Annotated in this window: 21 protein-coding genes; 8 read left to right on the forward strand and 13 right to left on the reverse strand. The window is 31.8% G+C overall.

All coding sequences use genetic code 11. From position 1 onward, the window contains the following. Window positions 1-3 precede the first annotated feature (3 nt). The gene (locus tag QHG34_RS04315) at window positions 4-1,209 is read left to right on the forward strand and encodes an alanine dehydrogenase (protein WP_282628958.1); all 1,206 of its coding nucleotides are present in this window, start codon (window positions 4-6) and stop codon (window positions 1,207-1,209) included. Beyond that, window positions 1,206-1,586 carry a hypothetical protein gene (locus QHG34_RS04320; RefSeq protein WP_282628959.1) on the forward strand — a complete coding sequence of 127 codons (381 nt, stop codon included), beginning with the start codon at window positions 1,206-1,208 and terminating at the stop codon, window positions 1,584-1,586. The genes QHG34_RS04315 and QHG34_RS04320 overlap by 4 nt, the downstream gene beginning before the upstream one ends. Window positions 1,587-1,859: 273 nt before the next feature. On the opposite strand, the gene QHG34_RS04325 is transcribed toward QHG34_RS04320, so the two are convergent. From QHG34_RS04325 to QHG34_RS04335, 3 genes are all read right to left on the reverse strand, one after another. Next, window positions 1,860-3,095: a porin gene (locus QHG34_RS04325; RefSeq protein WP_282628960.1), complete on the reverse strand. Its 1,236-nt coding sequence runs from the start codon at window positions 3,093-3,095 to the stop codon at window positions 1,860-1,862. 67 nt (window positions 3,096-3,162) lie between these two features. Then, window positions 3,163-3,693 (reverse strand): YqiA/YcfP family alpha/beta fold hydrolase, encoded by a 531-nt coding sequence (locus QHG34_RS04330; RefSeq protein WP_282628961.1) that lies wholly within the window; start codon window positions 3,691-3,693, stop codon window positions 3,163-3,165. A 134-nt stretch (window positions 3,694-3,827) separates the two neighbouring features. Then, on the reverse strand, window positions 3,828-6,719 hold the full coding sequence (locus QHG34_RS04335; RefSeq protein ID WP_282628962.1) for an alpha/beta hydrolase family protein: 2,892 nt from the start codon (window positions 6,717-6,719) through the stop codon (window positions 3,828-3,830). Between the two features lie 117 nt (window positions 6,720-6,836). On the opposite strand from QHG34_RS04335, the gene QHG34_RS04340 reads away from it, so the two are divergent. Both QHG34_RS04340 and QHG34_RS04345 read left to right on the forward strand, forming a co-directional pair. Further along, window positions 6,837-7,778, forward strand: a complete 942-nt coding sequence (locus tag QHG34_RS04340) for an MBL fold metallo-hydrolase (RefSeq protein WP_282628963.1) — start codon at window positions 6,837-6,839, stop codon at window positions 7,776-7,778. A 150-nt stretch (window positions 7,779-7,928) separates the two neighbouring features. Further along, the gene (locus QHG34_RS04345) at window positions 7,929-8,363 is read left to right on the forward strand and encodes a hypothetical protein (protein WP_282628964.1); all 435 of its coding nucleotides are present in this window, start codon (window positions 7,929-7,931) and stop codon (window positions 8,361-8,363) included. A 133-nt stretch (window positions 8,364-8,496) separates the two neighbouring features. Here QHG34_RS04345 and QHG34_RS04350 read toward each other — a convergent pair whose 3' ends face one another. From QHG34_RS04350 to QHG34_RS04375, 6 genes are all read right to left on the reverse strand, one after another. After that, entirely contained in the window at window positions 8,497-9,309 is an 813-nt protein-coding gene (locus QHG34_RS04350; protein ID WP_282628965.1) for a purine-nucleoside phosphorylase, read from the reverse strand. Beyond that, window positions 9,293-10,333 (reverse strand): tetraacyldisaccharide 4'-kinase, encoded by a 1,041-nt coding sequence (gene lpxK, locus QHG34_RS04355; protein ID WP_282628966.1) that lies wholly within the window; start codon window positions 10,331-10,333, stop codon window positions 9,293-9,295. Before lpxK ends, QHG34_RS04350 begins: the two co-directional genes overlap by 17 nt. 116 nt (window positions 10,334-10,449) lie before the next feature. Further along, a complete protein-coding gene (locus QHG34_RS04360; RefSeq protein WP_282628967.1) occupies window positions 10,450-11,070 on the reverse strand; it encodes a DUF4230 domain-containing protein in 621 nt (206 codons plus the stop codon). Then, window positions 11,063-11,614, reverse strand: a complete 552-nt coding sequence (locus tag QHG34_RS04365) for a TlpA family protein disulfide reductase (RefSeq protein WP_282628968.1) — start codon at window positions 11,612-11,614, stop codon at window positions 11,063-11,065. The genes QHG34_RS04360 and QHG34_RS04365 overlap by 8 nt, the downstream gene beginning before the upstream one ends. Before the next feature lie 77 nt (window positions 11,615-11,691). After that, window positions 11,692-12,849, reverse strand: coding sequence for a M14 family zinc carboxypeptidase (locus tag QHG34_RS04370; protein ID WP_282628969.1), 1,158 nt, complete (start codon window positions 12,847-12,849; stop codon window positions 11,692-11,694). A gap of 11 nt (window positions 12,850-12,860) precedes the next feature. Next, complete coding sequence (locus tag QHG34_RS04375) at window positions 12,861-13,985, reverse strand: GTP cyclohydrolase (protein ID WP_282628970.1); 1,125 nt, start codon at window positions 13,983-13,985, stop codon at window positions 12,861-12,863. Between the two features lie 205 nt (window positions 13,986-14,190). On the opposite strand from QHG34_RS04375, the gene QHG34_RS04380 reads away from it, so the two are divergent. Next, window positions 14,191-14,880: a zinc metallopeptidase gene (locus QHG34_RS04380; RefSeq protein ID WP_282628972.1), complete on the forward strand. Its 690-nt coding sequence runs from the start codon at window positions 14,191-14,193 to the stop codon at window positions 14,878-14,880. 61 nt (window positions 14,881-14,941) lie between these two features. On the opposite strand, the gene QHG34_RS04385 is transcribed toward QHG34_RS04380, so the two are convergent. From QHG34_RS04385 to QHG34_RS04395, 3 genes are all read right to left on the reverse strand, one after another. Then, complete coding sequence (locus QHG34_RS04385; protein WP_282628973.1) at window positions 14,942-16,717, reverse strand: AMP-dependent synthetase/ligase; 1,776 nt, start codon at window positions 16,715-16,717, stop codon at window positions 14,942-14,944. Between the two features lie 119 nt (window positions 16,718-16,836). Next, on the reverse strand, window positions 16,837-17,076 hold the full coding sequence (locus QHG34_RS04390; RefSeq protein ID WP_282628974.1) for a hypothetical protein: 240 nt from the start codon (window positions 17,074-17,076) through the stop codon (window positions 16,837-16,839). Between the two features lies 1 nt (window position 17,077). After that, on the reverse strand, window positions 17,078-18,529 hold the full coding sequence (locus tag QHG34_RS04395) for an MATE family efflux transporter (RefSeq protein WP_282628975.1): 1,452 nt from the start codon (window positions 18,527-18,529) through the stop codon (window positions 17,078-17,080). Window positions 18,530-18,662: 133 nt separating this feature from the next. Between QHG34_RS04395 and QHG34_RS04400 the strand changes: the two genes are divergently transcribed. The 3 genes from QHG34_RS04400 to QHG34_RS04410 all read left to right on the forward strand — a co-directional run bounded on the left by QHG34_RS04400 (window position 18,663) and on the right by QHG34_RS04410 (window position 21,512). Then, window positions 18,663-19,628, forward strand: a complete 966-nt coding sequence (locus QHG34_RS04400) for an NAD(P)H-dependent flavin oxidoreductase (protein WP_282629126.1) — start codon at window positions 18,663-18,665, stop codon at window positions 19,626-19,628. Window positions 19,629-19,636: 8 nt separating this feature from the next. Beyond that, complete coding sequence (locus QHG34_RS04405; RefSeq protein WP_282628976.1) at window positions 19,637-20,509, forward strand: acyl-CoA thioesterase; 873 nt, start codon at window positions 19,637-19,639, stop codon at window positions 20,507-20,509. 127 nt (window positions 20,510-20,636) lie between these two features. Continuing rightward, a complete protein-coding gene (locus tag QHG34_RS04410; RefSeq protein ID WP_282628978.1) occupies window positions 20,637-21,512 on the forward strand; it encodes a glycerophosphodiester phosphodiesterase family protein in 876 nt (291 codons plus the stop codon). 48 nt (window positions 21,513-21,560) lie between these two features. Here QHG34_RS04410 and QHG34_RS04415 read toward each other — a convergent pair whose 3' ends face one another. Further along, window positions 21,561-23,078, reverse strand: a complete 1,518-nt coding sequence (locus tag QHG34_RS04415) for an MGH1-like glycoside hydrolase domain-containing protein (RefSeq protein ID WP_282628979.1) — start codon at window positions 23,076-23,078, stop codon at window positions 21,561-21,563. Between the last annotated feature and the right edge of the window lie 74 nt (window positions 23,079-23,152).

Below are 23,152 nucleotides of genomic sequence, written 5' to 3' on the forward strand. Positions count from 1 at the left end.
AATATGGAAGGAAAAAATATTTTCACGCCTTTTTCACAGGAAGATTTAATCCCTCAACCAGAACGATTAGAGATTCCTCGAAAAAAAGAACGCTTTGATATTGGTATTCCAAAAGAAACAAATAATCAAGAAAAAAGGGTTTGTCTTTCTCCAGATGCAGTAGAAATTTTGGTAAACAATGGTCATTTAGTGACGATTGAGACTGGAGCTGGAGAAGGTGCAAACTATACAGATAAAGAATATTCAGAAGCAGGTGCACAAATTTCTTATAACACACAAGCTGTTTTTGAGAAACCAGTCATTCTAAAAGTTGGTCCATTAACTTTGGATGAAATAGATTGGATAAAACCAAATGCTCTAATTATTTCTTCTGTTCCCACAAACACATTAAAACGTGAATATTTTCAAAAATTAATTACAAAACGTGTAGATGCTGTTGGTTTTGAATTCATTAGAGATGAACAAAATCACTTACCAGTTGTTCGTTTATTAAGTGAAATTGCTGGCACAACTGCAATATTAGTTGCAAGCGAATTAATGTCTTCTTCAAATGGTGGTAACGGAATTTTGATGGGTGGTGTAACAGGTGTACGTCCTACAGAAGTTGTTATTCTTGGTGCTGGAACTGTTGCCGAAAATGCTACAAGAACAGCATTAGGCTTAGGAGCTTCGGTTCGTGTTTTTGATAATTCATTAACAAGATTAAGACGTTTGCAACAAAATATAGGGCAACGCGTTTCTACTTCTACAATAGACCCTAAAGAGTTAGGAAAAGCATTACGTCGTTGTGATTTAGCCATCGGTGCTTTACGTGGGGAAACAAGAACACCATGTGTTGTAACAGAAGTAATGGTGCAAAATATGAAACCTGGTGCTGTTATTATTGATGTAAGTATTGATCAGGGTGGTTGTTTCGAAACTTCTGAACTAACAACACATGATCATCCAATAATTATAAAGAATGATATAATTCATTATGCCGTTTCTAACATCACTTCTCGCGTTGCACGTACGTCTACCAAAGCGTTAAGTAATTATTTTTTATCATACTTACTTCAAATTTCAGAAGAATCAGGCTTTGCAAATGTGGTACAATCTGATAAATCTGTAAGAAATGGTGTATATTTGTACAAAGGTAGAATTGTAAAAAAGAATTTATGTGATTGGTTTGATTTACCTTTTCACGATATTAATTTATTGATTATATGACATTAACGCAAAGATTTATAAAATTTGGAATGGGTGTTGGGATCGGAATGGTTTTTATAGCAATGGCATTCGGACCAAGAGCTTTTTCTTGTAATTATTTCCCAAATGCGAGAGTTTTAGATGAAGCACATTCAAAAAGGCTATCATTTTCGCCTGAAGCACAAGCTTTTTTGACTGCAGAGAATTTAGATTCAACTTTCTTAAAAAAAGAATTATTTGCAAAAAGTAAAGTTGATTTTGATAAATCGAAAAAAGATCAAGTTCCGTGTAGAGAGTATTTTGCTACTTACGAGAGTAAAGATAAAACAAAGAACTACGAATTTACTTTTGATGTTTGTAAAGAAGATTCAAAATTAGTTTCGATCATTAAAAAATAAAGAAAGCCACTCAAATTTGAGTGGCTTTTTAATTTATCTTCGTTTTTAATTTATCGTTTTTAAAATAATCAGCACAACAATAAATAGTATTGCAATTACTACTATTACATCTTTGAACTGAATTTTTTTTGTTCCGAATTCAACATTTCGGTTTAAACTTTTTCTTTTTTTATTGGCTTGCATGAGTAGATATTTGTACTGCAAATTTATATAAATTTATCAAATATCAAACCATTATTTAATTGTAAAATATTTAATCTACAATAAGATATCTTAAATTCCGATTTCTATTTGTAAACGAGCGTACCAATTATTTTTCTTTTCTAAGTTATAGAATTTTTGTTGCTCATAGGTAAATTCTGCTTGTAACTTGAAAGCGTGTTCCCAAATGTATTTTGTCAATCCTAGTGTATATTGATTTGTATTTGGCGTAAATTCAAAAATATCTTTGTCTACTTTTTGAGTAGAATAGCGACCAATTACTTCCCAATGTTTCGGGAATGTATATGAACCTTGGAAATCCATTCCTTCTCCATTATAGATATAATTAAAATCAGAAACATCTGTTGGATTATAAAACAAGACATTATCAGAATTACGATTCATATAAGAATACATCACATTCCAACCACGGTATTTTAACATTGCGTCCAAAAATAAAGATCTAATATTTGCAGTCTTACCTCCTACAATATCATCTCCTAACATTCCTGCCGTTCTATGCGCTCTGTCGTTGTAACTATACGCACCAGAAAGCATTAATTTAGGCGTTTGTTCGTGAACTAAATCTCCTTCGTAATTGCTTCCTCCTTTCGTAAATTCTCCCAAAGGAAACAATTCTACTTTACCTGTATATGCTAATCCTGTATCTTTAAAATTTGTCCAATTTCGTCCTTCACCAGTAGAAACAGCTCCTCTCAAAACATATGAGAATTTATCTCCATTTCTTTTATTGTATAAAACCTGAAATCCAAAATCACGATCAATATTAAAATCTGCATTATTAATAGAACGATCTGTAAGCTGTAAAGCTCCAGATGAGTTTACGCGTTGTCTATTTCCAGGAAGTTTTGTTTGACCAAATCCTAAACTCCAGTGTTTATTTGGATAATAGAAAATCATCGCGTCACGTATAATATTCGTATTCTTCCCTTCTTCTGCTTTTCCTACATCACCTGCTGCGAAAGATAATTGCATCGAATATCCAAATTTTGGATCACCGATATAACCATCAAAACGTAGTCTTAAACGACGTATTTGTCCATCTATATTATCTTCTTCTCCGTCATTGTGATTATAACTGATGCGATTCTGCATACGAAATCTGATGTTTACCTGATAAAGACTATCGGGCGAAGTAATTCCCAATCCATTACCATAACTATAATATGGCGACATCATATTTTTAAACTCTTGTACAGTTTTCTTTTTAGATTCTGTCGAATCTTTAACTTGTGCATACGAATTGAAAGAAAATACAATAAGTAATAAAGTTAAAATTTGCCTCATGTTTGTTTGTTTCTTGATTCGTGTGCAAAAATGCGTTGATTTAAATTAAATAATTGTAAACTATAAATTAAATTAACGTTAACAATGATTCAAAATTCGCTATACGGTGATTATCATCAACTTCAATAAGCTCTATCTGATCAGGAAAAATCTTTTGCTGAATCTCAAAAAACTGTTTTGATTTTTCTGCATCTAAAACCTCATCGTGTACACTTATAAATACTTTTGTATGTTCAAATCTATTCATGTCTACTAAATAATGAGAAAGATTTTCAGGAAAATTATCTTCATATTTCAACGAAACATCAACCAAAGGATTAAGTAAAACCAATTCACTTGATTTTCCATGTTCCTTTAATTTTTTTTGTAATTGCCACCCAAAATTTCCTCCAGTAGAACTCCCTATAATTGTCAAATCTTCTACTACTCCCTTCAAATGCTCATAAGCATCATGAAGTATTGTTGTAATATTATCGTTAGTTTTCCATTCAATACAAATTGCAGAAGGATAAACTTTTAGGATAGATTTGAACTTTTTGGAATTTGCCGAGCTATTTAAACCATGTATATAAACAATTTGTCGATTATTCGTATTCATATTCAGCGCAATTAAAGCTTTAAATTAAACTTTTTCAATCAGTTAATCAAATTAGATATGTAAATTTAACAATATAATAGTGTTGTGCGAAAAATACTCCATAAAAAAAGCGATCACAACGATCGCTTTCTCTTTTATTTAGTTGGTTCACTATAATCAAATCCCCAATCAATTCCCTTTTTAATTGCAGGAACACCTTCTGTCATCCATTTTGGCGCTGGTTTATCTTTTAGATAATGATCAAAAAACTGAACTTGACGTTGTTGAATATCATTTTTATTCGCACGTTTCAATAAATTATGGTCATCTCCATTATAATTTAACATCCAAACTGGCTTCCCAAGACGTTTTAACGCCATAAACATTTCAATTCCTTGATACCAAGGCACAGCTCCATCTTCATCGTTGTGCATAATTACAACTGGCGTCGTTACTTTTGGCATATTAAACAATGGCGAATTTTCGATGTATAATTCTGGCGCTTCCCACAATGTTTTTCCAATTCTACTTTGTGTTTGCTCATACTGAAATTGACGACTCATTCCTGTTCCCCAACGTATTCCACCATAAGCAGAAGTCATATTAACAACCGGTGCACCAGTCCAAGCAGCAGCATATATATTAGTTGCAGTAATTAAATGTGCCACTTGATATCCTCCCCAACTTTGTCCTTGTATTGCTATTTTATTACCATTTACCCATGTGTTTTTCTTCAATGCTTCTACTCCAGAATTGATATAATCTTCGGCAGATTTACCTGGATGACCAATTGTGTACGAAATATCTGGCGTAAATACAATGTAATCGTTACTTACAAAATAAGTATGATTGATGCGCGAAGGCGTTGGCGCAGGCGCTTGATAGCGATTTAGATTATCTGATAGTTTTTCGTAAAAGTAAACGATAACTGGATATTTTTTGTTTGGATCAAAATTATCAGGTTTATACACAACACCCGTTGCATTTTTACCAGAGTAAGTTTTCCAATTTACAAGTTCTCCTTTACCCCATGTATAATTTTTTTGTTGAGGATTTGTAGACGAAATCTTTTTCTCATCCTTAAAATTAGTAGACACATAAATATCTGGCGAATTTTGGAAAGATTCTTTTGTATAAATTAACTCGTTAGAGTTTAACGCTTTCGTCATTTTTTGAGCACCCCAAGTATCAGACATCACAACTTGTTCTGGGTTTTTAGCTTTCTCAATAATTGTTTGATAAACTCCCGACTGTTTATTTATATTATTAAAAGCGCCTAAAAATATCGGTTGATTACGATTTACTGTTTTTGCATCTTCATTTAACTTATTAATTTCAAATGTGATGTTGTTCTTACGTCCAAAACCATTTGTCATATTTTCTGGACGACGATCTCCTGCTAAATCAAACTCCCAAATATCGTAACGATCTTTGATCAAAACAGTTTCGTCATTATCCGTAAAATAAGCAATTCCGTATTCTTGTGCTATTGTTGGTGAGTCATTCTCTTCATCATAGAATTTTACCTTCAACTTTTTATTTAACACTTTCGTTTCTTTTGTAAACAAGTTATAACTTGTCCACAAACCTGTTTCACCATTATAATAAACCGCAAATTTTCCGTTAGGAGAAATTTCCACATTACCAATCAAAGCTTTTGCTAAAAGCTCTCTTTGCCCCGTTTTTGTATTGATAATATAATAATCTTTACGCCCTGTCGTATCCCAAGACATTGACGAACGATAAGCATTATCTGAAACTCCTAAAGCAAATTCTGAATCTCCTTCTGCAATTATATCAACTCGATTAAGATCTAAATCCGCTAATTGATTAACTTTAGTAGGATTCAATAAGTCTATAACAGCTAAATAAGCGCGTTTTTGTTCACGCTCAAGATTTTTTAATTGTTGTGGTTGAATAAAATCATCTTTATAACTCCAGATATCAACTTTTGCATGATCTTCTGCAATTAACGTGGTGTCTTTTTCTGCTAATTTAGGTGCAATTCCTAAATACAATAAATTTGAATTTTTACTAAACTTTGGTTGACGATTCTCAGAAACCTGCCAATCTTTTTTCAGACCAGTTAACTCTACTTTCTTTATTTCTTGCTGATTTGGTATTGCTGTATAGTATAAATTATACGTTTTACTTGTCTTCTTTTCGTCATCAGTTGTTCCTACAAAAGCAACTTTTGTTGCATTTTCATCAAAAACAAATTGCTTAAATTCTCCTATTGTGTCAACCAATTGTTTCTCAACAAAAGTCGCTGTGTTTACTAAGAAAACGCCATATTTTGTTTTATCTAAACTATCCTTTTTTTCTTGCTTTGTCGAAAAAATTAATTGTTTACCATTCTCGCTAAACTCATAATTCATCACATTTTTGAATGATTTTTTCTGTCCAGAAATCAAGTTTCTCAAAACTAATTCCAAAGGCGCATTCTTCTTATCTTTAGAAGCAGCAGGCTTCACCGTTTTTTCTTTTGTTTTTGCCGAATCAGATTTATCCTCTTTCTTGTCTTTCTTCAACTCTTCTTTCTCTAACAAATAAGCTAAAAAAGAACCTCCTTTTTTTGGTGTTTTGAAAGACTTGATATTAGCTAATTTTTCAACTTTGTTTGTCGAAAGATTTAAAATTCCTATCGAATCCTTTGCAATTTCATTCTCTTTTTTCTTCTTGATTCGAACCAGTTTTAAATCTTTGTAAAATGGTCGAATCTTGAAAACTGCAAATTTAGAATCTGCTGTAAAAATACTTTGTTCTCCTCTTGGAAAATTCAAACTTTTATCTGTTTTCAATCCGAAGAAATTCAAAGTATTATCACTTTCTTGAGCATTAACTTGATAAGCAACCCAAGCTCCATTATTTGATAATTCTTTCATTCCGATTGATTGCCATTCGTCAAAAACAGTCAAATCAAGCGGTTTTTTTTGCGCATCAACATTTGTAGCCAACATAGCAATTGCCGCAGCATAAATTGCTTTATTCGTTAAAAGTTGAGTCGCGTAATTTTTTAAATTTTTAGTAGATAATTTCGATTTCATACTCTAAAATAAACGCGTTAATGTATAAGAAGTGTGAAAATACTAATTTTTAAGAAATTGTAACTATATTATGGAATTAAAATTGCAGTATCGTATTTTTGTAAAAATAACCTATTGATGAAGAAAATTTTATTTAATATTTGCCTTACACTACCTATCCTATCATTTGCACAAAATTTGCAAATCGTTCCTCTTGGTGTATATGGAGGTAGTAACGAAAGTAATTTGTCGTCTTATTTAGTTGCCGAAGAAAATTCGAACAATTATTTAGCTTTAGATGGTGGTACAATTTATAGTGGAATCAATAAAGCAATAGAGAAAGGAACTTTTGAGGTAGATAATTCTACAGTTTTGAAGGATTATATCAAAGGATATTTTATTTCGCATGGACATTTGGATCATCTTTCAGGAATGATTATTAATTCGCCTGAAGATTCGAGCAAACCTATTTATGGTATTACCGAAATGATAGAAGTCTTAAAAAAGAAGTATTTCACAAATGATGCTTGGGCAAATTTTGCCAACGAAGGCGAAGAACCTGTACTAAACAAATATTATTACAAATATGCGGAAGTTGGTAAATCTTTTAAAATAGAAAACACCAACTTAAAAGGTACAATCTACGAATTGAGCCATGTAAATCCACTTAAAAGCTCGGCTATTTTAGTAGAAAATGAGGAATCTGCGATTATATATTTTGGAGATACTGGTGCTGATAGAATCGAAAAATCAGACAAATTAGCTACAATTTGGAAAGCCTTAGAACCTAAAATAAAATACGGAAAATTAAAAGCGATGATGCTCGAAGTTTCATTTCCTAATTCTCAACCAGAAAAGTTATTATTTGGGCATTTAACACCGAGTTTGATGAACGAAGAATTAAAAAACCTGGCAAAAGAAGTTGGTCAAGGAAAATTGAAAGGAATGACTATTATCGTTACACACATAAAACCAAAAGGTGATTTTGAACAAAAAATTCAAGAAGAATTGTTGAAAGATAATCCATATAAAATCAATTATATTTTCCCGAAGCAAGGAGAACGTATTATTGTAAAATAATACAAAATGTATTATTTATTAAATAAAGACTAAATAATTTTTCAATTTTTATTTTTATCGGTCAATTTTTAGTAAATTGATAAAATAGCGCTATTGTTTTTTTTCTATTTGAATAAGCTCAGCTAAATTTGAGGTAAATCATACAAGAAAATGACCGCTCAGATAGGAGAAATTTTATTAATTGACAACCAACAATACCTTATTGCCGAACATCCTTTACACCAATATATAAAAGGACTTAATTCTCCTCCTTATTTTACACCACCTTCACCAACGTGTTGGCGCGGATATTATGGAAAATGGGAATTGAAAGATGATGAATTATTTTTAATTAATTTCAAAGGGTATTTAGATAATTTAGACGAAGTTGAGCTGAATTATTTATTCCCTCAAAGAGAAGAAGTTTTTGCAAACTGGTATTCAGGAATCATAAAAATTTCTCAAGGAAAATTAATCAAATTTAATCAGTTAACACAAACATCAATTTATGAAGAAGATGTGATGCTGTGTTTTGAAAATGGAAAACTAATCGATTATATCGTTCATAGTAATTGTATTAACTCTGAACGTGAAGTTGGGATCTAATTAATCACTACTTCGAAAACTCGTCGGTGAATTCGTCTTGTTATTTGACCTTATTATTCTGTCGAATTCACCGATTTTTATAAAATAAAAAAACCAACTTTTCAGTTGGTTTTCTTCTATATTCTAATAAAAATTAGCAATTCTCTATTACGCTTTTCACCACACGAATTACGTTTGGCATTGCATTGTTAGCTGCATTCAAAACATCTTCGTGCGAAACATCAAAAGAAATTTCTGGCCCACCTAAATCTGTAATAATAGATAAACAGAAAACTCGCATATCCATGTGACGAGCCACAATAACCTCAGGAACTGTACTCATACCAACACAATCTCCACCGATAAAACGAACTAATCCATACTCAGATGGCGTTTCGAAAGTTGGTCCTTGTAAACCTACATAAACACCTTGATGAACCAAAATATCATTTGCTTTTGCAAATTCAACAGCTTGATTCAACATTTCTTTGTCATATGCTTTTGACATATCTACAAAACGAGGGCCTAATTCGTCAATATTTTTTCCACGTAAAGGGTGTTCTGGCATCATATTAATGTGATCTCTCACCAAACAAATATCACCAACACTAAAACTTGGATTTACACCACCTGAAGCATTAGAAAGAACCACTTTTTTGATTCCTAATCCGTTAAAAACACGCATAGGGAAAGTCACTTCTTCCATCGAATATCCTTCATAGTAATGGAAACGTCCAGCCATCATTAAGACTTTTTTACCTAAAATAGTTCCGTAAACTAAATGTCCTTTGTGACCCTCTACGGTAACTTGCGGAAAATTTGGAATGTCTTTATAATTGATAACAATTTTATTTTCAACCTCATCTTCTAATTTTCCTAAACCAGATCCCAATACAACAACGTATTCTGGTTGATCTGGTAATAAATTATTGATGTACTTTGCAGCTTCATTAATTCTGTCCAACATACTCTAAAATAGTTTGATTAAATTTTTCTTTATCGTTAATTTCGATACTGATCGGAATGTAGTATAAATCGTCTTTTATCATCGATTCTTCCATCAAACGCATATAATCTTTCTCCGTAGTTAGGATAATTTTATCAAAGCGTTTTCTACCATCCGTATCCTCGTATCGTTTGTAAATATACTCAATTTCTGATTGACTAAAATTGTGATGATCTGGATATTCTAAATGCAAGACATTTGCAAAATTTTCTTCAGCAAATTTCACCAAACCATCTGTTTTAGCAATTCCTGTTACTAAGATTACATTATAATTTTTCCAAGTTGATTTTTCTATATTATCTAAACGACCAATAACTTTATTGTCATAAATAATTTTAGAAAAAAACAATTGTTGATGCGATTTCAACTTTATTTTACTCGAAATTTCTTTTAACTTATCTTCCGAAATACGATCCGGACATTTCGTTACAATAACAATATCAGCTCTTTTTACTCCGCTTCTACTCTCGCGCAAATCACCTGCAGGAAGTAAATAATCTTTATAATATGGATTATTGTAATCTGTCAATAATATATTAAATCCTGCTTTTATAGCGCGATGTTGATACGCGTCATCCAACAAAATTGCTTCAGCATTATAATGTTCAATTAATTTCTGAGCTCCAAAAACTCGATCTTCGCAAACAGCAATTATTATTCTATTTTTAAAGCGTTGAAAAAACTGCATTGGCTCATCACCAATATCATATACTTTTGTAGAATAATTCGCTATATGAAATCCTTTTGTTTTTCTTCCATAACCACGACTCAATGTACTTAACAGCTTTTCATCTTTTAATAAATTAGCCAAATACATGATATGCGGAGATTTTCCTGTTCCACCGACAGAAAGGTTTCCTACGTTAATAATTGGAATATTAAACGATTTTGAAGGCATCATCCCAATAGAATACATCATATTTCGAACCGAAGTTCCTATCCAATATAAACTAGAAAATGGAAGTAAAAGTTTACGCAAATTCATTTTTGTTTTAATATTTAGCGAAAATACTATTTTCAATTTTATTGAAAAAATGAAAACACTCAAATCTTTTTTTAGATAAAAAAAACCTATTCATTAGAACAGGTTTTATCTATTTATTAATTGTAAATTTTATTTAATTCGTTCGCGTAATCAGTTTTATCTTCAATTGTCCAACCATATGTTTTTGCTAAAAAATACAAATCCCCAAGGTTTTGAATGAGTTGCTGATGCGCTTCTTGTTTTAATTTTGTTTGATCTATGGTTTTCTCCACATGCTCTATTGCACGTTTCTTAATTCCATTCAAATCATCTTTATCAAATTTATTGAAAACACTTTGATCCATATCATAAAAACTAACATCTGGATAAACTTTGATTTCTACTGGAGGAATCGAATTGATGATAATTTTCTTATTCACAGAATCTAATTCAACATCCATTTTTTTCAAGTCATACGTTGCTTGTGCTTTTGCATTTACCAACAACGTTACCTTTTTATCTGCCGAATAAATATTCTCGAAACCTGGTAAAGATTTCTTCGAGGTATGATTGTATACATCAGAATACGCTTGTTCTGCTACAATCATTTTATTCATTTTCTCTATTTGATAAGCAATTACATGTGATTGTTCGTTAGTATTCTCTGTTTTGAATTGTTTCATTACAAAGTAAGTCAACAAACCTCCAAACAGAAAAGCAACAATAACAAGTATTATTTTTTTTAGATTATTAGTCATTCGAATAATTTGGTGTTAACGGTGTTCCGTTCACAATTTGTGCCAAATCTTCTTCCAAATAACCCGAAACTGGCGATTCTACAATTCTACCAACTTCATTCTTTTTATTATCGTAAACGATGATAGTTGGTACATGTGTAATTTCTTTGTTAATTTCTTCTCCGTAAAAACTCTTTTTATCTCTATTTACAGCGTAAACTTTCAGTCTATTTTGAGGAAATTTTATAGCATCCAAAATTTTGTACAAACGTGGCAATTCACGTTGACTATCCGAACACCAAGTACCTACAAAAACTTCTAAACGATAATTTCTTAAATCTTTTAAACCTTTTAACTTACTTTTTTCTACTTCATAAGAGTCAAACTCTGGTTGATACCAACTAACATAATCCTTTTTCTGTAAAGCAGTACGCTCAAACTCTCCAGTTAAAATTCGTTCACCATTCTCATATTTAATTGAACGATTCAACACTTTTTGTTGATCACAACTCATTATTGTAAAAGTTAAAATAGCTACAAAAGCTGCTGCAAATATTTTTTTCATGTTTTCTTAGTATTGATTTTAGTAGGATTTATATTTTAGATTAAAATTCGTCATTTCAATTTATACTACAAAGTATTTTATTTGATTATTTGTCCATTTTCAATTTTAGTTGAACCAATTTCAAAAGTAGCAACTTGATTCAACAATGGATAATTTTTACGGAGTCCTTTATAAATTTGCTTTTGCGCATCAAATTCAAGATGACCGATAAATTTTCGCAAATCTCCAATTTCAATAATCTTCGCAATTTGCTCCACTAAATTATTTTCTTCGTTGTATTCATCTTCAAAATAAATTCCCAAATCAACAACAGAAGAACTTTCACCATTTTGGATTTGAACATTATGAATGACAACATCCAAATATTTTTGTCCATTTTGTGGAATCGATAAATACTCATCAAACGGAAAGTTTTCTTGTGTAGCTAAAGCATTCAATCCTGCTAAAATAGCCAATGCATTGTACTTTCTTGTTGTATTTCGTTGATAATCATTCGGAAAATGTCCCGCTTCAAACAACACACACGGATAACCCATTTTCGTAAAATTATCCCCGGTAGACATCGGATAAAACTCTGATGTATAACGACCTACATGACCAGAAATTACTTTTTGCAATTCTGTATTCATAGATTGAATAATTCCCATCGTTTTTTCGCGAACTTCGTTCACATCTTCTTCAACATTGTAAGAAGGCGCCAAAAAAGAAAGCGTTGCTGGTTTCGCTGTTTGCCCAACATTGAAAATCGTACGTTGATCGTGTAAATTAAACAACGTTTGATAATTTCCTTTCTCCACTTGATCTAACAAAACATGAATTTCTGTCGATTCCTTTGCTAAAAAATCACGGTTAATATCAATTCCAACCGCATTTCTACGGGTATTGACATTTGCACCATCAGGATTTAACATCGGAATAAAATCAATCGTCAATTGAGATAAAATGGTTTGAGCTAATTCAGATTTTTGTTCAAAAAAATTAATCACATCAAACATTGCTCGCGTACCAGAAGATTCGTTTCCATGCATTTGAGACCAAATCAATAATCGCTTTTCTCCAGTTCCGAAACTTAATTTATAAATTTCGTTACCTAAAAAAGAGGTTCCTATTTGTTCTTTTTGAGATGATTTTAATGAAAAATATTGATTTAAAGCTTCAAAATTTAACCATTTCGAATCAAAACCTTCTTGTCTGAAAGTTGAATATTCTTTCTCTAATTGATGAATATCAAACATATTTTGTTACGTTATTGAATTGATTTCTTGAAAGTTTTACGCGCTTTATGGTTTACTGGCGAATATGCTTTCCATAAAACTTGTATACTTTCGTTATCAGCCAACTCTGGATTCGTTTCTAAAAATTCTATATTATTTCGATTAAATGTATCAAACATTGCGCTAAAAATCAATGCTGTAACACCTTTTCCTTGAAATTTTGGATCAATTCCGATTAAATAAAATTGAGCTGAATCATTCTTTTTACTTGCTTGTAACATGTGCCACCAACCAAAAGGAAACAATTTTCCTTTTGCTTTTTGCATCGCTTTAGAATACGACGGCATTGTAATAGCAAAAGCAATCATTTTATTATTCTCATCAACAATACAGTTAACAAAATCGGGGTTGATAAACGGAATATATTTCTTTTTGTAATAGTCAATTTGGTAATCCGCAATCGGAACATAGGTATCCAATTCGCTGTACGTTTTATCTAACAAATCGAACATTTCGTCTACATACGGAATAATCTCGGACGTTTTCTTAAAATTAAGTTCTCTCAATTTATAACGTTCGCGAATAATCGTATTAAACTTCACGACTTTTTCTGGTAAAACTTTTGGCGCATGCAATTCATATTCCACCCACTCATTCGCCGTCTCAAAACCTAATGATTCTAAATGTTGCGCATAGTAAGGAAAATTATATAAACCGACCATTGTTGCCAATTTATCAAATCCAAAAGTTAGCAAACCTGCCTTTTCTAAATTTGAAAAACCAACTGGACCTTCTATATATTCTAATTTATTTCCTCTACCTATTTCCTCTACCTTAGCTAAAAGCGCCTTTGTTACTTCGATATCATCAATCATATCAAACCAACCGAAACGCATTTTTTTCTTTGCTTGACCATTTACTTCTTGCCAATTGATAATTGCAGCCACACGACCAACAATTATACCATCCTTTTCTGCCAAAAAGTAGCGTGCCTCAGCATCTTTAAAAACGGGATTTTTAGAAACATCTAATGTTTCCTTTTCCTCATTAATAAAGGGCGGAACATAGTATTGATTATCCTTATACAAATTCATCGGAAACTTAATAAATGTTTCCAAATCTTGTTTTGATTGCACTTCTTTTATACGAATACTCATAGCCTGCAAATGTAGTAAGATTTAAAATTCTTCTTTATAAATATTTATACAAAAATGTCAGTTTATCCTGTAAAAATTATATGATTATCGACAGAAAACTGCCATTACCTCAACAAATCGTTTATTTTTGTCTTAAATAGTATTGTGGAATACTTTTTGAATTTTAACATTTATCATAAATAAGTAAAAAATAAAAATTAAATAAATGACAGGTTATTACATTATTATTGGTCTCTTCATGCTGATTAGTTGGTTTGTTGGGAACAAATTACAAAGCAAATTTAGGCACTACTCTAAAGTTTTTTTAGCGAATGGAATGAGCGGACGAGAAATTGCCGAAAAAATGTTAGCAGATAACGGTATTCACGATGTTCGTGTAATATCTACTCCTGGGCAATTAACTGACCATTATAATCCTGCTGATAAAACAGTTAATTTATCTGAAGTCGTTTTTAATGAAAGAAATGCTGCAGCTGCAGCTGTTGCAGCACACGAATGTGGACATGCTGTACAACATGCCGTTGGATATAATATGTTACAATTTAGATCGAAAATGGTTCCGATGGTCAACTTAGCTTCAAAACTAAATCAATGGATTTTGATGTTAGGATTAATCGTTATGGCATCATCTAAAAATGCCACACTATTATGGATAGGTATATTTTTGTTTGCTGTAACTACAGTTTTCGCTTTTGTTACTTTACCAGTTGAATATGATGCTTCTAACAGAGCTTTGGCTTGGCTGAAAGGAAACAATATGGTACAGCCTAATGAATATGAAGGTGCAAAAGATTCATTAAAATGGGCTGCTAGAACATATGTTGTTGCTGCAATTGGATCATTGGCACAATTACTTTATTTCGTAATGATGGCAATGGGTGGTCGTAAAGAATAATCATTTCATGAATTTTACATAACAAAAAAACTCCCTTCAAAAATTTGAAGGGAGTTTTTTGTTATTTTTTATCGTAAAGTTTATTATACAAATCTTGGTATTTTGCTAACACGTTTTTACGTTTTAACTTTAATGTTGGTGTTAATAATCCATCATCTATTGTCCATTCATCCGGTGTCAACTCAAATTTCTTGATCTGCTCCCAATGACCTAAACCTTGATTCATTTTCTCTATTTCACGTCCAATGATATCTAATATTGCTGGCTCTTTAATTAAATCTGAATTAGTCGCTGGTTCGGCAATTCCTTTTATTTTTAAATAATCTTTTAGTACTTGGAAATTAGGTTGAATGATTGCACAAGGCATCTTCTCTCCTTCTCCAACAACCATTACTTGTTCAATAAAACGAGACTGTTTGAATTTATTTTCGATGATTTGCGGCGCAATATATTTTCCTCCAGAAGTTTTAAACATTTCTTTCTTACGATCAGTAATTTTCAATAATCCTCTTTCAAGAATACCTATATCACCCGTTTTGAAATATCCATCTGGTGTGAATGCTTCAGCAGTTTTTTCAGGATCTTTGTAATAACCTTGTGTGACATTAGGACCTTTTACTAAAATTTCTCCATCTTCAGCAATTTTAACCTCAACACCTTTTAAAGGAGCGCCAACAGTTCCGATTCCGAAGCCATCTTTTTTCATACAATTCACTGAAATAACAGGTGAAGTTTCTGTCAAACCATAACCTTCTAAAATTGGAATTCCTGCTCCCCAAAAAATATGATTAAGTCGAGCAGCTAATGGTGCTGATCCCGAAACCATACATACTAAATTACCACCAACTCCTTCTTTCCATTTACTGAAAACTAAACTTTTGGCGATAGAATGTTTTAACCCAAATAATCCTCCTTTAGGGTTGTACGGATCATAATCTTCTACAAGGCTTAAAGCCCACATAAAAATTTTGGTTTTAAAACCTCCTGCAGAAGCTCCTGTATTGTATATTTTATCGTAAACTTTTTCTACTAAACGAGGGACAACCGTCATAACATGAGGTTTTACTTCTTTCATATTATCACCTAACTTCTCGATACTTTCTGCGTACCAAATACCAATATTTAGATGTTGATACAAATAAATCAACATACGCTCAAAAACGTGATTAATTGGTAAGAAACTTAAAGCGATTGCTTTATCAGGAAAATCAGGAATGCGATCAACAGACATTAAAACATCAGACACAATGTTTTTATGTGTCAATACAACACCTTTTGGGCGACCAGTAGTTCCAGAAGTATAAATAAGTGTAGTAATATCAGAAGGCTTGATGATATCTTTAATACTGTCTACCTCATGTTGAGTAGAATTATCTGCCCCTAAATCTAAGATTTCTTTATAATTAGGCACACCAGCAATTTCATCGAAGCTATAAATACCAACAAGCGATGATACTTTATCCTTAACAGCAGCTACAGTATCGTATAAACCTTTATCAGAAACGATGATAAACTTACATTCTGCGTTATTTAATATATAATCAAAATCGTCTTCAGAAAGTGTTGGATAAAGCGGAACTGAAATAGCTCCAACCTGTTGTATACCTATATCGCAGATATTCCATTCTGTACGATTAGAAGAAGTAACGATTGCGATTTTATCTTGTGGCTTGATTCCTAATTGTAATAATCCTCGACTAAATGCATTTGCCTTTGCGACATACTCTTGAGTTGAAGTTTTCACCCAATTTCCGTTCACCTTAGACACCAAAGCATCTTCTCGAGGATTATTATCTAATTGATTTTGTGGAAAATCAAATAATCGTTTTATTTCCATGGTTTTGAATAATTTCTTAGTTGCAAAATACTAATAAAAAAATTATAATGCAAGCATATAAAATTATTTTAGTGTAATTCTTACACCAATAAAAACTATCGAAATTATTCTATTAAGACTCACTCTTCTTCTCCGTCTAATTGTGACATTTCTTGATCGTAGAAATCTAAAGCGTCTTCGATTAAATTTGCTACTTCTGTATCAAACTCGTCGTTCTCTTCTTCTTCAGAAATATCTTCAAACCACTCAATATCATCAGTTTCTACGTCTAATAAAAAACGAGGATATTCTGTATGAAGAATAAAGATTTTTTCAGGAAATTCTGAATTATCTGCAACTAAAAATTTTGGTAATTCCATCTTATATGTTTTTTAATTTATCTTCTAAAATTATTTCTGAATTAGGATTTTCCCTAATCATTTTTTTTGTTTGACGATTGTATCTAACCATCAAAAACACTGCCGAAGCTGTCAATCCAACTCCCAATCCAATCCACATTCCAAATGCTCTCATTTCAAAAACGATTGCCAAAACAACACCAATTGGAATGGCGATTAACCAATATGAGATAAACGTCAAAATTGAAGGTGTCTTAACATCCGTCATTCCTCTCAAAGCGCCCAATAACACCAATTGTACTCCATCTGACATTTGGAAAAGTGATGCAATAATCAGTAAAGATGCTGCTAAATTAATAACATCTGGATTATCTAAATAAATTGTTGGCAACTGATAACGGAAAATAATAAATAATACTCCGCATAAAATCATAAAGGATAAAACCATCAAAATACATGACCAGCCAGCTTCTCGTAAGGTTTTATAATCTTTTAAACCTAATTGATTTCCGATACGAACCGTTGCTGCAACTCCAATTCCAGTACACATCATAAAAGTTGTTGAAGCAAGGTTTATCGCTATTTGATGCGCTGCTAAATTGACTTTTGCTAACTCTTGATCTGCAATAGAATTTGTAAAAGTATATCCACAAACAAAAGCTGCTAAAGAAAAAGCACTCATTTCGAAGAAAGATGTCAACGCAGTTGGAATTCCAATCCCTGCAATTTTTCTGAAAATAGCTTTCTGAAAATTAGAAGCCTTAAACTGAACTTCTTGCAAAACAGATTTCGTTTTCTTGAAATTAAACAACACGATAATCAAGAAAATCATCATCACCAAACGAGCGACAAATGTTCCCCAAGCTGCACCAGCAACTTCTAAGCGCGGAAATCCCCAGTTTCCATAAATCCAACCATAGTTTAACGTAATATTTATCACATTACTCAAAACTGTTGCTATTGTCACTGGAATCGTTAATGATAAACCTTCTGATAGTTGTCGAAATGTTTGGAAAATCATCAATGGAATCATTGAAAATGTCATAATCGTTAAATAAGGAATACATTTTTCAACTACATCAGCTGGTTGTCCCATGTAGTACATCAACGGTTTTAGAAATGTTATCAATAAAAATAAACCGATTGATAAAGTAACATTCAGAACCAAACTGTGCGAAAAATAATTTGCTGCCATTTTTTTATCTCCCTTCGAATCTTCTGCGGCAACCAATGGAGACAATGCAAAACTAAATCCGAAAGCAAATACTAAAACAGCAAAAAACAATGAATTTCCTAAAGAAGCCGCTGCTAAGGCTGTTTTTCCTAAAACTTCATCTTCTATATTATCATATTTTCCACCTAAACCTCCAACCATAATATTATCAATAATGTTGACAGAAATTTGTCCCATTTGAGTAATCATTACAGGAAAGGCTAGTTTAATGTTGCGTCTTAAATGTTCTTTTAAATCCAATACTTAAAAATTAGTGATGCAAAGATACATCAAAGGTTTTGCTTCTACATTTAGAAATTATAAAGGAATTTTAATTTTCACAAAAATAATTTATAACTATATTGCATCGTATACCACAATAAAAAATTTTAGTATGACCCTACAAGAATTTAAAAATAATTTAGACCTTCCTTTGATAACATCTCCTATGTTTCTTGTTTCCAGAACCGAATTGGTTGTAGAAGCTTGTAAAAATGGTGTATGTGGAACGTTTCCTTCTTTAAACGGAAGAACTGCCGAAGATTTCGAACAAATGTTAATTGATATCACTTCTCAATTAAAACAATTTGAAGAAGAAACCGGTAAAAAACCAGCTCCATTTGGAGTGAATTTAATCGTTAACAAGACAAATCCTCGCCTAGAAGGTGATTTAGCTTTATGCGCAAAATATAGAGTTCCTCTTATTATCACGTCGCTTGGAGCTGTAAAACAAGTTGTAGATGCAGTTCACAGTTATGGAGGTTTGGTTTTTCACGATGTAATCAAAAAACGTCATGCAGAAAAAGCGGCCGAAGCTGGTGTTGATGGAATTATTGCTGTTGCTTCTGGTGCTGGTGGACACGCTGGTACGGCAAATCCTTTTGCATTGATTGATGACATTCGTACATTTTATGATGGATGTTTAATTTTGGCTGGAGCGATGAACAACGGTAATGATATTTTAGCAGCCGAAAATATGGGTGCTGATTTTGCATACATCGGAACGCGCTTTATTGCAACAAAAGAAGCTGCTGCGGACGAAGATTATAAGACAATGTTAGTCGATTCTACTTTCGAAGATGTTCTTTATACTGATGGAATTTCTGGCGTTAATGCTAACTTCTTGAAACCAAGTATTATTCATTCTGGAATTGATTTAGACGAAAAGAAAGAAGAAGATTTTTCGAAATTGATTGGTGGAGATGGACATAAAGCATGGAAAGACATTTGGTCTGCTGGGCATGGTGTTTCTGGAATTCATGATGTTATTTCTACAGAAGAATTAATTAATCGAATGAAAAATGAATATAAAACTGCATTAGAACAGAATGTGCAGAAATTAAATAATCTGAAATTTTAAACTTAATAATGAAAACGACACAAGAACTCATCGAATTGATTTCTCTAAAAAAATTAGAAGAAAATTTATTCGAAGGGAAAAGTTCTTTCATGGGAAGTCCAAATGTTTTTGGAGGTCAAGTTGTAAGCCAAGCTTTGCATGCTGCGTATCAAACTGTACCTTCAGATCGTTTTTGTCATTCCCTGCATTCCTACTTTATTTTACCTGGAGATTTAGAAAAACCTATTTATTATGAGGTTGCTAATCTTCGAGATGGAGGAAGTTTTAGTACGCGAGTTGTTACGGCAAAACAAGATAATGTTCCAATTTTCGTAATGGCATGTTCTTTTCAACTGAAACAAGAAGGATATGAACATCAAGAAGAAATGCCTGTTGTTACTCCACCAGAAGAGTTGATGAGTTGGAATGATGTTGCAGAACAATTTGGATCAGTTTTACCAAAATCTATTATGCGATTTGTTTTAGCAGAGCGTCCTTTAGATTTTAAACCTGTAGAATTTGTCAATCCTTTTGAGAAGAAAGATTATCCAAATAATAGCAACGTTTGGTTAACTTTTAATGATGTTCCGACTGATTTACCTTTACCGATTATTCAACAATTAATTGCCTATAGCTCTGATTACAATTTGTTATCAACAGCAATAAAACCGCATGCTTCTAAAGCACATTTCGGAAATACACAAATGGCAAGTTTAGATCATTCTATTTGGTTTCACCGCGAACCAAATTTGCATGATTGGATTTTGGTTAGCGTAGATTCTCCAAGCGCAAATGACACAAGAGGTTTTACTCGAGGAAATTTATTCAATCGTTCTGGTGAGCTTATTTGTAGCGTAGCGCAAGAAGGTTTAATCAGACCAATTGTAAAAGAAAAAGTCTAATTTTTTTATAAAATCACAATTTCAAAAAAGTCTTGTAATCAATTTTACAAGACTTTTTTAGTTATAAACTTAACTTCTTGTTAATCCTATTCTAAATACTTTTGAATTGATTTTATTTAACAATTCAATGAAAAATTTAAAACACTTTTGCATTTTAGCAATACTTTTCTTAGCCAATAGTTTGTTTGCTCAAAATATTTCTCTTTCCAGATTTCCAGATAATAAAATAATGGTTGTAGCACATAGAGCCGATTGGCGCGAAGCTCCTGAAAATTCTATTTGGGCGATAAAAAAAGCGATGGAGAAAAATATTGACATGATAGAAATAGATTTGGCTTTAACAAAAGACAGTGTTTTGATTTTGATGCATGACAAAACAATTGACAGAACAACTACAGGAAAAGGAAAACCTAGCGATTATACTTTAACAGAGATTAAAACATTTAATCTACGTGATGGTTTAGGATCAAAAACACAAATGCAAGTTCCAACTTTAGAGGAAGTTTTAGATTTGACTAAAGGAAAAATACTAATCAATCTTGACAAAGGATTTGATTACATTCATCTTGTTTATCCTTTATTGAAAGATAGAAAAATGTTAGATCAAATTCTTTTTAAAGGAAGCGAAAATTACCACGACTTTAATACCAAATACGGAAGCATAAAGAATGAAATTCACTTTATGCCCATTATCAAGTTAGAAGAAAAAGATAGTTGGACTAAAATAAATGATTATCTAAAAAACTATAATGTATATGGATTCGAATTTATTATAGGAAATGACGAATCGAATATGATTGATTTTAAGAAAATAAGAGCTAAAAAAGCAAAAGTTTGGGTAAATTCTCTTTGGCCGCAACACAATGCTGGACATGAAGATGACAAAGTTTTAACAGACCCTACAATCTATCAATGGTATATTGATAATAATGTAAATATCATTCAAACAGATCGCCCTAAAGAATTAATCGATTTCTTAAAAAGTAAAAACTTAAAGAATTAAACTCTGTGAAATAGAAAAGCCAATTCAATATGAATTGGCTTTTTATATTTATAATTTGATTATTTGATCATCCTTTTTTACTTTGTATTTTTTACCATTAATAATAAGCGAATATGGTGCTGAACTTTTAACTTTAACTTGATTTTTACCATTATAGACAATATCAGTAGTTACATTCCCAAATTTCAGATTTCTAATACCATGAACATCTTTTCTCGAAAGATTCCACTTAACCGTATTTTGAGAAGCATCAACATCATAAAACCCAATTACATCTTCTATCAATAAAGAAATCGGTCCTAAAGCAGACCATCCACAGAAATTTGGACGACTAATTCCTTTTAACTCATTAGCTGCAGGTTGCGGTTGTGTTGGATTATAACTTTCCCATATTGTATGAGGTTCATACTGATTATATGTTTTTAGCATATGCGATATAATTTTGTAAGAGGCATCATAAGCAACATCAAAATAGCCATATTTTTCCAAACCTTTTACAGTCATATAAGCTGTTGGCAACCATACTCCACCTCGCCAATACTCACCGTTATCTTTAAAATCAGAATCATTTCTTGCTAAACTTGTTAATGGAACTTGCCCTCCAAAAATTGTATCATTTTTTATTTTATCAACCATTAATTTAGCTTGCTCTTTGGATGCAACTTCCGCTAATAATGGCCAATAAGAAGCAATTGATTTGACTTTGATAGGTTGTAACGTATTTTGATCAAGATCATAATAAAATTGATCTTTTTCATTCCAGTACTTTGTATTAATTGTATTTTTTAACTCATTATACTTTTTATCCCAAACTAACACAGCAGATTTGTCTCCTACTTTTTCGTACATTTTTTTGATATACAAAGCATTTAACGCTTGTTGAGAAATCGCATCAATCCATAACATATCAGGATTATTAGGACGTTGTTTTGTTGCATGAGCTCCTGTTCTACCTCTTGGGGTATTATCCATTCCGCTTCGTCCTCCTTCCCATAAATAACCATTTGGAACTTTTTTAATCCATGTATTAGCACTTCCATAAGCTTTAGTTCCTTTTGGTACTGTATCAAAATATTCAAAAAATCGCTGAGGATATTTATTTTTGACTAAAACATCTTGTAAATGTGCTTGATCATTAGAAACTTTATAAAAAGCATTTTCTGTCCAAGAAAACAAAGGTGGATTATCTAAAATTTCTATATTAAGAGACAGTGGAGCTTTATCCAAAATAGGTTTATAAAAATTATTTAAAGTTAATATAGACTCTGGAAAACTTTTCTGAGCATACTTCCAAAAATGAAGCATAAAATTTGTATCCCAGATCCAGATAACTTGTGGATCAAAAGCTTCGTCAATATAAGGCGATTGAGGAACACCTTTATCATTCTTGATTTGACTAAATGCTATTTCCCAAGCCTTATAGTAAAAATCTACAAACTCAGCATCATTCGTCAATACAGGTTCGGGAACCATATTATGTTTAAATTCTATAACAGGTGTTTTTGGTTGCTGACCAAAAGCCATAGAAAATGCAAAGAGTAGAGTAATACGATTTAAAAATTTCATAATGTTAATTTTTTTACAGTGTATTTCAAATATAATGAACAGATATAAAAAAAGAGCTAAAACATTAGCTCTTT

It is taken from the genome of Empedobacter sedimenti (genome assembly GCF_030005555.1).
GTDB classification, from domain to species: Bacteria; Bacteroidota; Bacteroidia; order Flavobacteriales; family Weeksellaceae; genus Empedobacter; species Empedobacter sedimenti.